2 protein-coding genes are annotated in these 14701 nt (G+C 76.0%); both read left to right on the top strand.

Annotated features, from left to right (window positions below; all coding sequences use genetic code 11):
* Positions 1-62: 62 nt before the first annotated feature.
* On the top strand, positions 63-13928 hold the full coding sequence (locus tag ACLU3S_RS06595) for an SDR family NAD(P)-dependent oxidoreductase (RefSeq protein ID WP_413950794.1): 13866 nt from the start codon (positions 63-65) through the stop codon (positions 13926-13928).
* 198 nt (positions 13929-14126) lie between these two features.
* Positions 14127-14701 (top strand): acyl carrier protein (locus ACLU3S_RS06590; protein WP_413950793.1); only part of this gene is annotated, 575 nt, incomplete at its 3' end.

Raw genomic sequence — 14701 nt, 5'->3', positions numbered from 1 at the left:
CCGCCGCACGCCGCCGTGCGGAATCCGCCCGCACCACCCGCCGCTTGAGGACACCTGCCCCGATGCCTGCGAACGAGCACCAGAAGCAGTCCACCACCACGCCCCTCGCCACCGCCGAGGACGTACGGGCCTGGCTGGGGTCGGCCGTCGCCGAGGCGGCCGGGCTCGACCCGCTGGCCGTCGACCCGGACCGGCCGATCGCCGAATTCGGCCTCGGATCACGGACGTTGGTCACGCTGGCCGCCGAACTCTCCGAACGGACCGGCCGGCCCCTGGAGCCGTCGCTCGTCTTCGACCATCCCACGATCGCCGCGCTGGCCGACGCGGTCCTCCGCGAGCCGGGCGCCCCTGCGGCCACCCCGGCACCCGCCGGGGGCCCGGCGCGGCCGGCCGGCGACGACATCGCCATCGTCTCCATGGCCTGCCGCTTCCCCGGCGGCGCCGACGACCCCGAAGGGCTGTGGCGGCTGCTCGCCGCCGGCGAGGACGCCATCCGTGAGGTGCCGGCGGGCCGTTGGGACACCCAGGGCCTGTACGACCCCGACCCCGAGGCGACCGGCACGGCGTACACGCTGCGCGGCGGCTTCCTCGACGGCATCGACCGCTTCGACGCCCCCTTCTTCGGGATCTCGCCGCGCGAGGCCGACGCCATGGACCCGCAGCAGCGGCTGCTGCTGCAGACCAGCTGGGAGGCGATCGAGCGGGCCGGGATCGTCCCCGGGACGCTGCACGGCAGCTCCACGGGCGTCTACATCGGCCTGTACGACAGCGGATACCTCGCCTCCGCCTCGCTGGCCCAGCTCGACGGGCACGTCGGCACGGGCTCGGCGCCCAGCGTGGCCTCCGGGCGCATCGCCTACACCCTCGGACTGCAGGGCCCGGCGGTCACCGTCGACACCGCCTGCTCCTCCTCCCTGGTCGCCCTGCACCTGGCGGCCCGCGCGCTCGCGGCAGGCGAGTGCGACCTCGCCCTTGCGGGCGGCGCGAGCCTGCTCGTGACCCCGCGGGGACACGTGGAGTTCAGCAGGCTGCGCGGGCTGTCGCCGTCCGGGCGGTGCGGCCCCTTCTCCGCCGACGCGGACGGCGTGGTGTGGGCCGAGGGTTGCGGTGTGGTGCTGCTCAAGCGGCTCGCCGACGCCCGCCGCGACGGCGACCGGGTGCTCGCCGTGGTCAAGGGCTCGGCCATCAACCAGGACGGCCGCAGCCAGGGGCTGAGTGCCCCCAGCGGCCCCGCGCAGGAGAGGGTGCTGCGTGCCGCCCTCGACGCCGCACGGCTCGCACCCGGCGACGTGGACTACGTCGAGGCGCACGGCACCGGCACCCGGCTCGGCGACCCCATCGAGGGCCGCGCACTGGCCGCCGTGTTCGGACCGGGCCGCCCCGCCGACCGGCCGCTCGGCGTCGGCTCGCTGAAGTCCAACATCGGTCACACCCAGGCCGCCGCGGGCATCGGCGGTGTGATCAAGACGGTGCTCGCCCTCGAGCACGGGCTCATACCGCCCTCCCTGCACGCCGAGACCCTCACCGAGCACATCGACTGGGCCGGCAGCGGCCTGACCGTGCACGGCAGCGCCCGGCCCTGGCCGCGCGGCGGCGACCGCGTGCGGCGGGCGGGGGTGAGTGCGTTCGGCATCAGCGGGACCAACGCCCACGTCGTACTTGAGGAGGCACCGTACGACCTCGCCGCGCAGCCCGCGGCACAGATCGAGCCGCACGGCCCGACGCTCTTCCCGCTGTCCGCCCGCACGCTGCCCGCGCTCCGGGGACAGGCCGCCCGACTGCACGAACGGCTCGCCGCACAGCCGGAGTTGGGACTGCCCGACGTGGCCGCGACGCTGGCCCACCACCGCACCCACTTCGAGTACCGTGCCGTCGTCCGGGCGGCCGGCCGGGACGCGCTGCTGGCCGCGCTGCGTGCTCTCGCGGAGGACCGGCCCGACACCGGCCTGGTCGCCGGTCCCCGGCGGACGCTGCCGGCCGGCAAGGTGGCCTTCGTCTTCCCCGGACAGGGCGCCCAGTGGGCCGGCATGGCTCGCGACCTGCTCGAGCGCGACCCGGTGTTCGCCGACGAACTCGACCGCTGCGACGCGGCGTTGCGGCCGTTCACCGGCTGGTCCGCGGCGGCGGTCCTGCGCGGCGAGGCCGGAGCCCCGCCGCTGGATCGCGTGGACGTCGTCCAGCCGGTGCTCTTCGCCGTGATGGTGTCCCTGGCCGCCGCCTGGCGGGCCCGCGATGTCCGGCCGGACGCCGTGGTCGGGCACAGCCAGGGCGAGGTGGCCGCGGCCTGCGTGGCCGGCGCGCTCAGCCTCAACGACGCGGCGGCGGTCGTCGCCCTGCGCAGTCGTGCCCTGACCGAGCTGTCCGGCACCGGCGCCATGGCCGTCGTCGCCCTGCCGCACACCGAACTCGCCGCCCGCCTCGACGCCCTGGGCGGCCGGGTCTCGGTCGCCGCCGTCAACAGCGGCCGGGCGACCGTGATCGCCGGCGACGTGGAGCCGCTGGAGGGCCTGCTCGCCGACCTCGAGCGGGAGCAGGTCTTCGTCCGCCGCCTCGACGTCGACTACGCCTCCCACAGCGCGCAGGTCGAGCCGGTCCGCGCGAGGATCCTCGACGAGCTCGACGGCGTGACCACGTACCCCGCGCCGGTCGTCTGGTACTCCACCGTCACCGGCGAGCCGGTCGCCGAGGAGCTTCCGGCCGACTACTGGTACACCAACCTGCGCGAACCCGTGCGCTTCGCGCCCACCGTGGAGCGCATGGCGGCCGACGGCTACCGCCACTTCGTCGAGCTCAGCCCGCACCCCTCCCTGCTCACCGCCCTGCACACGATCGGCGAGGACCGCGGCCACGAGCTGGTCGCCGTCGGCTCGCTGCGCCGCGACGAGGACGGACCCGCCTGCCTGGACCGCGCCGCCGCCGAACTGCACGTCCACGGACGGCGGGTGGACTGGCGGCGCCTGGTCCCCGGCGCCGGCCGGGCGGACCTGCCGACCTACGCCTGGGACACCCGGCGCCACTGGATCGAACCCGACTCCGCCGCGGACGGCCCGGGCCCGTTCGACCGCGCCGCGCACTCGTTGCTCGGCGTCCAGTTGCAGTCGGCCGACGAGACCCGCTGGACCTTCCGCAACGAGTGGTCCCCGGCCACCGCCGACTGGCTGGCCGACCACACCGTGTTCGGCCGGACCGTGGTGTCCGGCACCACCCTGCTGGAGCTGTGCCGCGCCGCCCTCGCGGTGGCCCGCCCGGACGACCCGGCCGACGTGAGCGACCTGCTGCTGCTCGCGCCCCTCGTGCTGCCCGCCTCCGGCACGGTCGAGGTGTCCGTCGAGGTGGTCACCACCGGTCCGGAACCGGAGATCACCGTGCACAGCCGCCCGCGCGGCCAGGAGGCCACCGGCTGGACCCTGCACGCCACCGCCTCCGCGAGCGGGGCGGCCACACCGGCGGGGCAGCCGCCGGTGTGGCCGCAGGCGGCGGAGCCCGCCTGGAGCACGGAGACCTACGAGCGGCTGACCCGGCTCGGCCTCGGTTACGGTCCCGCCTTCCAGGGCGTACGGGAGGCGGTGGTGACCGGCAAGGGCGAGTTGCTGGCCCGGCTGTCGCTGCCGTCCGCGACCCGGGACCCGGCCGACCCCTACCCCGTCCACCCGGCGCTGCTGGACGCCGCGCTGCACGTGGCCGCGGCCCTCGAAGAGGGCGCCGCCTCCGGCGCCCGGGTGCTCCTCCCGGTCGCCGTGGGCCGCGCCGCGCTCTCGCACGCCGGTGCCGACGACCTCACCGTGTCCGTGCGTCGCACCGGCGGCACCGGCACGGATCTCACCCTGGACGTGACGCTGTGGGACGGCGACGGCTTCCCCGTGGGCCGGCTGGAGGGGGTACGGCTGCGGGCCGCGAGCCCGGCGGACCTCGCCGGCGCAGCGGGCAACGGGCGGCACCTGTACGAGGTGGCCTGGACGACGGCGCCCGAGCCGGCGACGGAGCCACCGACCGGTGACTGGAACGTCGTCGGCGACCCGTCGGACCCGGACGTCGGCGCCGCCCTGCGCGGCCTCGAAGCCGCGGGCATCCGCTGCCACGACGCCGGCGGTGACGTCCTCGTACGGTTCTGGCCACGACCGCCCGAGGACGCGGAACCAGCCGCCGCCGCACGGGAGATGGCTGAGGCCGCGCTGGCCGACCTGCAGAAGCTCCTCGCCCAGGACCCGGCGCCCGCCCGGACCGTCTGGGTGACCCGCGGCGCGGTCGCGGCCGGCGAGCAGGACACCGTGCCGGGCCTCGCCCACTCGGTGCTGTGGGGGCTGGCCCGCGGCGCCCGCGCCGAGCATCCGGACCTCGGGCTGACCCTGCTCGACCTCGACGGCACCGATCCCGCGACCGCCCTGCGCGCCGCCGCGCACGGGGACGAGCCCGAACTCGCCGCGCGCGCGGGCACCTTGCTCGTGCCCCGGCTCGTGCGCGCCCGCGCGGCGGACGAGGACCGCGCGCGGATACCCACCGACGGCACCGTGCTGATCACCGGAGGCCTCGGCGCCGTCGGCCGCCACATCGCCCGGCTCCTGGCCGAACGAGGGGTGCCCCGCCTGCTGCTGACCTCCCGGCGCGGAGCCGACGACCCGCGCGGCGCCGAGGTCACCGCCGAACTGGCAGCGCTCGGCGCCGAGGTGGAGGTGGCGGCGTGCGACGTCGCCGACGCGGCCGCCCTGGCCGACGTCGTCGGTGCCGTCGCCGGTGAACTCCGCGGCGTCGTGCACTGCGCCGGCGTCCTGGACGACGGAGTGGTCGCCGAGCTGACCCCCGAACGCCTCGCGCGGGTGCTGCGCCCCAAGGCCGACGGCGCCGCACATCTGCACCGGCTCACCGCCGGCGCCCGGCTCGACCTGTTCCTGCTGGTCTCCTCCGCCGCCGGTGTCGTCGGCAACGCGGGCCAGGCCAACTACGCCGCCGCCAACGCCTTCCTCGACCAGCTCGCCCACCACCGGCGCGCCCTGGGCCTGCCCGCCGTGTCGGTCTCCTTCGGCGCCTGGGCGGGCGAGGGCCTGGCCGCCGAACACGCCGACCTGGAGCGGATGGCGCGCCTCGGCCACCGCGCCCTCACCCCGGAACAGGGCCGCGACCTCGTCGACCTCGCGCTGCGCCGGGACACCCCGCACCTGGTCGCCTGGGCGCTGGACCTGCCCCGCCTGCGCGCGACCACGGCCGGCGCGGGCGGCGGTGCGGCCGCGCTGTGGCGCTCGCTGCTGCCCGCCCCCCGCACCGGCCGGGACGGCGCCAACGCGCTGGCGGACCGCCTGGCCCGGCTGCCGGAGGCCGAACGCGCCGACCGCGTCCTCGGCCTGGTCCGCGAGGAGGCCTCCCGCGCCCTCGGCCTGCGCTCCGCGGAGTCCGTCCGCCCGGACCAGCCGCTGCGCGAGCTGGGCATGGACTCGGTGACGGCGGTGGAGCTGCGCAACCGCATCGGCGCCCGCCTCGGCTCCCGGCTTCCCGCCACCCTGCTGTTCGACCACCCCACCCCGGCCCGCCTCGCCGCGCACCTGCTGGCCACCGCTCTCGCGCCCGCCGGCCCCACCACCCGTCCGTCCGCACCCGCCACGCCGCACACCCCCGCGGCGGCGTCCGACGAGCCGGTCGCCCTGGTGGCCATGGCCTGCCGCCTGCCGGGCGGCGTGGGCGACCCCGAGGAGCTGTGGCAGCTGGTCGCCGAGGGCCGCGACGCGGTCGGCCCGTTCCCGGCCGGGCGCTGGGACGTGGAGTCGCTGTACGACCCCGACCCGGAGGCACCGGGCAAGTCCTACGCCCGCGAGGGCGGCTTCCTGGACGACATCGAGTCCTTCGACGCGGGTTTCTTCGGCATCACCCCGAAGGAGGCCGCCGCCATGGACCCCCAGCAGCGGCTGCTGCTGGAGACCGCGTGGGAGGCGCTGGAGCGCGCCGGCATCGTCCCCGCGGGACTGGCGGGCAGCACCACCGGCGTGTACGTCGGCATGTTCGCCAGCGACTACCTGTCGGGCTCCCGCCTCGACCAGCTCGACGGATACGTCGGCACCGGGTCCGCGCTCAGCGTGGCCTCGGGCCGCCTGGCGTACGCGCTCGGGCTGCACGGCCCGGCGCTGACGGTGGACACGGCCTGCTCGTCCTCGCTCGTCGCGGTGCACCTGGCGGTGCAGGCGCTGCGGTCGGGCGAGTGCGACCTGGCGCTGGCCGGCGGTGTGACGCTCATGGTGACCCCGCAGACCTTCGTGGAGTTCAGCCGGCTGCGAGGCCTGTCCCCGACCGGCCGCTGCCGCTCCTTCTCCGACGACGCCGACGGCGCCGTCTGGGCCGAGGGCGCCGGCATGCTCGTACTCAAGCGCCTGAGCGACGCGCGACGGGACGGCGACGAGGTGCTGGCGGTGCTGCGCGGCACGGCCGTCAACCAGGACGGCCGCAGCCAGGGGCTGTCCGCGCCCAACGGCCCGGCGCAGGAACAGGTGATCCGGCGGGCCCTGGCGCTGTCCGGCCTCGAACCCGCCGACATCGACTACGTGGAGGCGCACGGCACCGGCACGACGCTGGGCGACCCGATCGAGGCGAACGCCCTGGCGCGGGTCTTCGGCGACTCCCGCCCCCGGCACCGGCCGCTGTACCTGGGCTCGCTGAAGTCCAACCTCGGGCACACCCAGGCCGCTTCGGGCGTCGCCGGGCTGATCAAAGTGGTGCAGTCGCTGCGGCATGGGATGCTGCCGGCGACCCTGCACGCCGGCACACCCAGCCGGCACGTCGAGTGGGGGGCCGGCGGCCTCCATCTGCTGCAGGAGGCCGTGCCCTGGCCGGCGGCGGGGGAGCGGGTCCGGCGGGCCGGGGTCAGCGCCTTCGGGATCAGCGGCACCAATGCCCATGTGATCGTCGAGGAGGCCCCGCCGTCCCCGCCGGAGCCCGCGCCCGCAAGTGAACCCCCGTCCGGAAAGCGGCTGTTCGTGCTGTCCGGGCGCAGCGAGGCCGCACTGCGCGGTCAGGCCGCACGGCTGGCCCGGCACCTGACCGAGGACACGCCGCTGCCGGACGTCGCCCACACCCTGGCCCGGCACCGCAGCCACTTCCCCTGGCGGGCGGCGGTCACGGCGGGCGACCGGGACGAACTGCGGGCCGCGCTCGACGCGGTGGGCAGCGGCCGGGCGCGGCCCGCCGCGCCGCGCGAGGACGCCGCGGGCAAGGTGGCCTTCGTCCTCGCCGGGCACGGCGGCCAATGGCCAGGCATGGGCCTGGAGTTGCTGTCCGGGTCGCAGGCGTTCCGCGAGGAGCTGACCCGGATCGACCAGGCGGTGCAGCACCACGTCGGGTGGTCGGTGCTCAACGCGCTGCGGGCGCCGGAGGAGTTCTCCCCGCTGCACCGGACCGAGTGCCTGCAACCGGTGCTGTTCGCCGTCAACGCCGCGCTGGCCGCCGCGTGGCGGGCCCTCGGCGTGGCCCCGGACGCCGTGGTCGGGCACAGCCTGGGCGAGATCGCAGCCGCGTACAGCGCGGGCGCGCTCGGCCTGGACGACGCCGTGGCCGTGGTGACCGGCCGGGCCAGGGCCGTCGTCCCGCTGGTCGGGCAGGGCGGGATGGTCGCGGTGGAGCTGCCGCGGGCGCAGACCGAGGAACTGCTCGCCCCCTACGCGGACCGGCTGTTCGTCGCCGCGGTCAACAGCGCCTCCTCCACGGCCGTCTCCGGCGGCGCCGACGCCCTGGCCGAGCTGCGCCGTCACCTCGAGGAGCGGGGGATCGCCGTACGACACCTGTCGACGCCGTTCGCCTCGCACACCCCGCTGATGGAACCCCTGCGCAAGGAACTGCTCGAACGCCTCTCCGGCATCCGGGGCGCACAGGCGCCGACCCCGCTGTACTCGACCGTGCTGGCCGAACCCGTCTCCGGCGACCGGCTGGACGCCGAGTACTGGTACGCCAACCTCAGCCGGCCCGTCCGCTTCGCGGACACCGTCCGGCGGATGCTGGACGACGGCTACCGCTACTTCGTCGAACTCAGCCCGCACCCCTCGCTGCTGTCCTCCATCGAGGCGGTGGCCGCCGAGGCCGGGACCGACGTGGCCGGCGTCGGCTCGCTGCGCCGTCAGCAGGACGGCATCGAGGTCCTGCTGCGCAGAGTCGGCGAGTTGTACGTCGCGGGGCACACCCCCGACTGGCCTGCGCTGTTCCCGCGGGGCCGCCGCGTCGATCTGCCGACGTACGCCTTCGCCCGCGAACGCCACTGGCTGACGCCCGCCCCGGCCACCGCCACGGGCACCTCGCCTCTCCTCGGCACGCACGTCCAGTCCAGCGACGAGCCCGGCCGGCACCTCTTCCAGAGCGACGTCGACCTGCGCGACAGCCGCTTCGCCTATCTGAGCGACCACCGGGTGAACGGCGAGGTCTGGCTGCCCGGCGCCGCCTTCCTCGACATGGCGCTGGAGGCCGCCTCCGCGGTGCAGGGCGGACGCCAAGTCCGTCTGGAAGATGTGGAGTTCGTGCAGCCGCTGCGACTGGATCCGGAGCGGCCCGTGCGGGTGCAGCTGGTGCTGCGGCCCGCCCGGGACGGCTTCCGGTCCTTCACGGTTGCCTCCGCGGCCGCCGGTGAGCCGCGCCCGCGGTGGGAGCGGCACGTCAGCGGGCGCATCGCGGTGTCCGGCGAGCAGCCCCCGGCCGAGGTGCGGCCCCCCGCCGACGAGCAGTCCCCGGCCGGCGGGCAGCCACTGGCCGACGCACAGCCCCCGGCCGACGCGCAGCCCCCGGCCGAGGTGCGGCTCCCGGCCGAGGTGCGGCTCCCGGCTGACGTGCGGCCACTGGCCGACGCCCAGCCCCCGGCCGACGCGCAGCCCCCCGCCGACGTGCGGCCCGACACCGTACGTCTCGATGCCCTGCGTGAGCAGTGCACACAGGACGTGGACCTGCCGGCGGTGTACGCCGGGCTGAGCGTCGTCGGCATCGGCTACGGCCCCGCCTTCCGGGGCCTGGAGCAGGGCCGCCGCGGGCACTCGGCGGCCGTGGCCCGACTGGCCGCCAGACCCGCCGCGGGTCACCTGCTGCACCCCGCGGTCCTCGACGCCGCGTTCCACACCGCGGCCCTGCCCGGGGCCGCACCCGAGAAAAGGGCCTTCGTGCCCGCAGGGGCCGGACGGCTGCGGTTCACCGGCCTCGGCACCACGCCGGCCTGGACCAGTTGCGAACTGCGCTCCGTGTCCGACGACACCGCCACCCTGGACATCAGGATCTGGGACGACGACGAGCAACTCCTGCTGGAGATCGAGGAGTTCCGGCTGGCCGTGCTCTCGCCGCCGGACGACTCCCTCTTCGAGACCCGCTGGCATTCGCGCCCGGTGGCGCAGGAACCGCCGGTCAAGGGCAGCTGGCTGATCCTGGCCGACGACACCGGGGTGGCGACCGCACTCGGCGAACGACTCGGCTCCTCGGTGCCGCACGTCATCGCCCGCCCGGGCAGCGCCTTCGCCATGGAGGGACCCGGCCGCTACGTCCTCGACCCGGCCGACCCCGACCACCTCGCCCGGCTGCTGGACGAGGCGTTCGCGGGCGAGCAGCCCGCACAGGTGGTCCAGCTGACCGCGCTCGACGCCCCGGCGGTCGTCGACGCCGGCTCGGCCGAGCGGGCGGCGCGGCTGTGCTGCCTGAGCACCCTGCATCTGGTGCGCTCCCTCACCGGCCGCCCGCAGGGCCGGGCCCCGCGCCTGTTCGTGGTCGTACGCGGCAGCCAGGCCGCCGGTGACAGCACCGCGGTGACCAACCCACAGCAGGCGCTCGCCTGGGGCTTCGGGCTGGCGGTGGCGCAGGAGCAGCCGGAGCTGTCGACCACGCTGATCGACCTGCCGCCCACCGACGGCGTCGACGCCCTGTGGACCCAGCTCAGGCACGCCGACGACGAACGGCTCGTCGCCCTGCGCGGCACCGGCCGCCTGGTGCCGCGCCTCGCCCGCACCCGCCCGCACGACGACGGAACCGGCGGGAGCGCCGCGGACGGCGTGCACCTGATCACCGGCGGTCTGGGCGGCCTGGGCCGCGTCGTCGCCGAGCGGCTGGTCCGCCGCGGGGCCCGCCGACTGGCCCTCATGAGCCGGGGAACGCCCGACGCCGAGGCCAGGAACTGGATCACGGGCCTCCAGCAGCGGGGCGTCACCGTCCACGTGGCCCGCGCCGACGTCGCCGACCGGGCGGGCCTCACGGCCGCCCTGGACGCCGTACGCGACGCCTGCGGCCCGATCGCCACGGTCGTGCACGCGGCCGGAGTCCTCGACGACGCCACGGTGGCGAACCTGACGGACGAGCGCGTCCTGCGCGTCCTCGCCCCGAAGGTCCTGGGCACCGCCCTGCTGACCGAACTGGTCCCGGAGGCCGGGAACCTGGTCCTGTTCGCCTCCGCGGCCGGACTCCTCGGTTCGGCCGGGCAGAGCCCGTACTCGGCCGCGAATGCCTTCCTAGACGCCTGGGCGCACCACCTCTCCCGCTCCGGCCGCCGGGCACTGAGCCTGGACTGGGGCGCCTGGGCCGGAGTCGGCATGGTCGCCGGCTCCGGCACCCGGTCCGCCGAGACCAGCCGCTCGGGCCTGCTGGCCTTCTCTCCGCAGGAGGGCGGCGAGCTGTTCGAGCGGGTACTGGCCGACGACCGCCGCCAACTCGCGCCGATGGCCCTGGACCGGGAGATGCTGACGCTCGTCCCCGACGCCGTGCGCACCCGTCCGATCCTGGGCGACCTGGTCACCGTGCCCACGAGCACGGCCGCCTCGGACGACCTGGTGAAGAAGGTGTTCGCGGCGACGACCGGCGAGGACCGCGCCACCTGGCTGGAGGCGTACGTCCGGGCCCGGGTCGGCGAGGTCTCCGGGGGAGTGGTCGACGTGTCGGCGACCACGGCCCTGAAGGAACTGGGCCTGGACTCCCTGATGCTGGTGCGGCTGCGCAACGCCTTCGTCCGTGAACTGGGCGTGGAGCTCCCGGCCGCGGACGTGTTCGCGGCATCCGACATCCGCGGCCTCGCCCGGGCCCTGGCCGAGGGCCTTCCGGAGCGGCAGGTCGTGGAACGGGAGGACTCCGGCGCCCTCGCGGGGGAGGTCCCGGAGAGCGAACTGCGGCCCGCGACCCGCGACGTCGTACGACTGCTGCGCAGCGCCCGGCCGGACATGCCGGACGCGGCACACGGCATCGGCCTCGCCGTACGGCTGACCGCGCCGACCACCCCCGAGACGCTCGCCGGCATCCTCACCCGGCTCGTCGCCCGGCACGCGGCCCTGCGCACCGCGATCGTCACCGGCGAGGAAGGCGTACGGCACCTGCGCGTGGACCGGGAGCCGGCGGAGCCGGTGCTCCGCTGGACGGCCGTCGAGGGCCCCCTCGACGCCGCCGAGCGGCTGCGCACCCTGCTGGAGCCGCCGTTCGACCTGACGACGACACCGCTGTGGCGGTTCGAGCTGGTGGACGGCGGCACCCACGGGCAGATCCTGGTGTTCGGCGCCCACCACGCGGTCAGCGACCTGCAGTCGCTGCTGCTCGTGGCCGGCGAGATCGACGCGGAGCTGTCCGGCACCCCGCTCGACACCACCGCCACCAATCGCGACATCGCGCTGCTCATCGCGGCGCAGCAGGGCGGCGAGGGCGCGGGCGCCGAGTGGCGCGAGCACTTCCACGGAAGCGAACGGCTCGACCTGGAGCTGGCCCGGCCGCGCCCGGCGACCCGGTCGTACCGGGCCGGCAGCGTGACCGTGACGATTCCCGACGGGCTGATGGAGCGGGTCGCGGCGGCCGCGAGCAGACTGGCCGTCACTCCCGCCGCCTTCTGCCTGGGCACCCTGACCGTGCTGCTGGCCAGGAAGCGCGAACGGGAGCGGTTCGTGCTCGCCGTGCCCGTGGACACCCGCATCCACGCCGATGCGTACGACGCGGTGGGCTTCTTCGGCGTGCCGGTGCCCTTCCCGGCCGAGGCCCGCGCCGGGGAGCAGGTGGCCGACGTGCTGCACCGCACCGACGCGCGCCTGCAGCGGGTCCTGGCCAAGGGCGCCATGTTCTCCGACGTCCTGGCCACCCTGGCCCGTCAGGGCCTGCACCGGGAGAACGCGCCGCTCGTCGAGGTCTACTTCAACTACGTACGCTCCTCGCGCCGCCTCACCGGGCTGGAGGTGCTGCCGGCCGGCACCGGCTACTCCGACCTCGACCTCATGATCACCATGACCCCGGACGCGGCACGCATCCGGCTCGACCACAACCTGGACATCCTGGATGCCGCGACCACGGCCGAACTGGGGGAGGAGTTCCTCGGGTTGCTCGGGGAGACGGCCGAGGACCCGGCGGTGCCGGCCCGCGCCGGTGGCGTCCCCGCGTTGCGCAGCTCCCTGGCCCTCGCCGCCACCTTCGCCCTCGGCAACCTCCCGCCGATGTGCGAGGCGGCCATCGAGGACGGGGCCGGGAACGGCGGACCGGCGGTCGCCGAAGCGCCGTACCACCACGTGCTCGCGAGCCTCCAGGATCCCACGGGCGTCTTCGCCGACCCCGCCACCGCGGCGGGCGCGGTGCTGCTGCGCGCGGTGGACCTGGAGCGCTTCGGCCCGGTCGACGACGCGCTGCTCGCCGAGCTGCGCGCCGCCTACCCGGCCGCGCTGAAGGCCCTGTCCGAACGCACCCGTACACCGCTGATCGTCGGCTTCCTGCCCGCCGCCCGTCAGGACGATCGTCTGCGGCGATGGGAGCGCGAGGTCGCCGCCGACCTGGCCCGTCTCCCCGGCATCGCGGTGCTCGGCCCCGACGACTGGACCCGTCACCACCCCGTCGCGGAACCCTTCGACGAGCGGACCGAGCGGCTGGCCCACCTGCCCTTCACCCCGCGCTTCCAGGCGGCGGTGGCACTGCGCCTCGCCGAGGTCGTGCGCGCGGTGCTGCGCCCCGCACCGAAGGTGATCGCGGTGGACGGCGACGAGACCCTGTGGGGCGGGGTCGCCGGCGAGATCGGTCCCGAGGCCGTCGACCTGGACGGCCCGCGCGCCCTGCTCGCCCGCCGGCTGCTGCAGTGGCGCGAGGCGGGCGCGCTGCTGGCCCTCGTCAGCAACAACGACGAGGCCACGGTCGGTGCCGTCCTGGACCGCCCGGACAGTCTGCTGAAGCCGGAGCACTTCAGCGTCCTGTCGGCCGCATGGGAGCCGAAGCCGGGCCGCCTGGCCGAGGCCGCGCGCACGCTCAACCTCGGCCTGGACAGCTTCCTGTTCCTGGACGACAACCCTGCCGAGATCGCCAAGATGCGTGCCGCGCTGCCGCACGTGCTGTCGGTGACCTGCCCGCCCGCGGACGAACTGGGGGAGTTCCTGGGCCGGTTGTGGCCGCTCGTCCCCCCGCCGGCGACCGCCGAGGACGCGCTGCGGGCCCGGTTCTACGCGCAGGAGCAGGAGCGGGAGGCCGTCCGTGCCACCGCCGGCTTCGCGGAGTTCCTCGCGCACCTGCGGCTGGAGGTCGACATCCGGGAGCTGACCGAGGCGGACGTGCAGCGAGCCGAGCAACTCGTCCGCCGCACCAACCAGTTCACGCTCCACCCCCGGTCGGCCGACGGCGGCGACGTCGCCCGGTGGCGGCAGCGCGGCGAGGTGTGGACGGCGGCGGCCCGGGACCGGTTCGGCGACTACGGCCAGATCGCCGTGCTCGCCCTGAGTGCGGACGGCGACCAACTGGACGTCCTGGGCTGGCTGATGAGCTGCCGGGCGCTCGGTCGAGGAGTCGAGGAACGCCTGCTGCAGTGGCTGGCCGGCCGCGCCGAGGAACTGGGCTGCACGAAGGTCCGGCTGACGGCGGAGCGCACCCCGCGCAACGCGCCGGCGCGACGCCTGCTGGCCGCACTCGGCGGCGGCGACCAGGACGACGAGCGCCTGGAGGCCGTGGTCACACCGGACCACCTGAGGGCGTTCCGCTCCTGGGAGCAGCAGTGAGGACGTCCCGCGGCGGCGGGCGAGGACCTCTTCGCAAGCAAGGGCCTCCGTCGGAACCCAGGGCCTTGCCGGAATCAAGGACCTCGTCGGCACCGAGGACCTGGAACCAAGGAGCTTGCCGGAACCGAGGACCTTGCCGAGAGCCGAGGACCTCGTCAGGGGCAAGCGACAGGACGTGCACATCGTGGAAGGGCTTACATGCGTGACGTGACGGAGGACTCCGGGCAGCGGGCGACCGCCGAGGCGATCGAGCGCGGTGGCGGCGGGCTGGGCGTGGACGACCTGCTGGCCAGGGTGATGCGGGCCGCCGGCGGCGCGGACCTCGGTGCCGCCCCCGCCCCACCCGCCCGCGACGTGGACGGCGTGGCCGCGGCCATCGCCGCCGCGGCGGGCCGCTACCTGCCCGCGGGCCACCTCGCGCCCGACGCCGACTTCTTCGACGCGGGGGGCACGTCCGTGCACGCCGTGGAGCTGGTCGCGGAGCTGGAGGGCGAGCTGGGCATCGAGTTCGATCTGGACGAGGTGTTCGCCGATGCCCGTCCGATCAGCCTCGCACGGCGCTGGCTGGAGGCGACCGGGGCCGCAGCGCCGAGCGAGGCCGCCGCGCCGGCCCGGCACGCAGGCACCCGCGCTGTCGTGGGCACCGCCCCCGGCACGCTGCCGGATCCCGGCGCGGAGTCCGGTGCGCTCCCGACCGCCGGCCCGCCCGCGCCTCCCGCCGGGGACGCCGTTCCGTCCCCGGCCTCCGCCACCCTTCCGCCCTCCACGGCCGC

This window comes from Streptomyces sp. AF1A (assembly GCF_047340315.1).
Taxonomy (GTDB): domain Bacteria; phylum Actinomycetota; class Actinomycetes; order Streptomycetales; family Streptomycetaceae; genus Streptomyces.
Note: the sequence above shows the minus strand (reverse complement) of the source record. Positions and strands in the feature narration are given on the sequence as shown.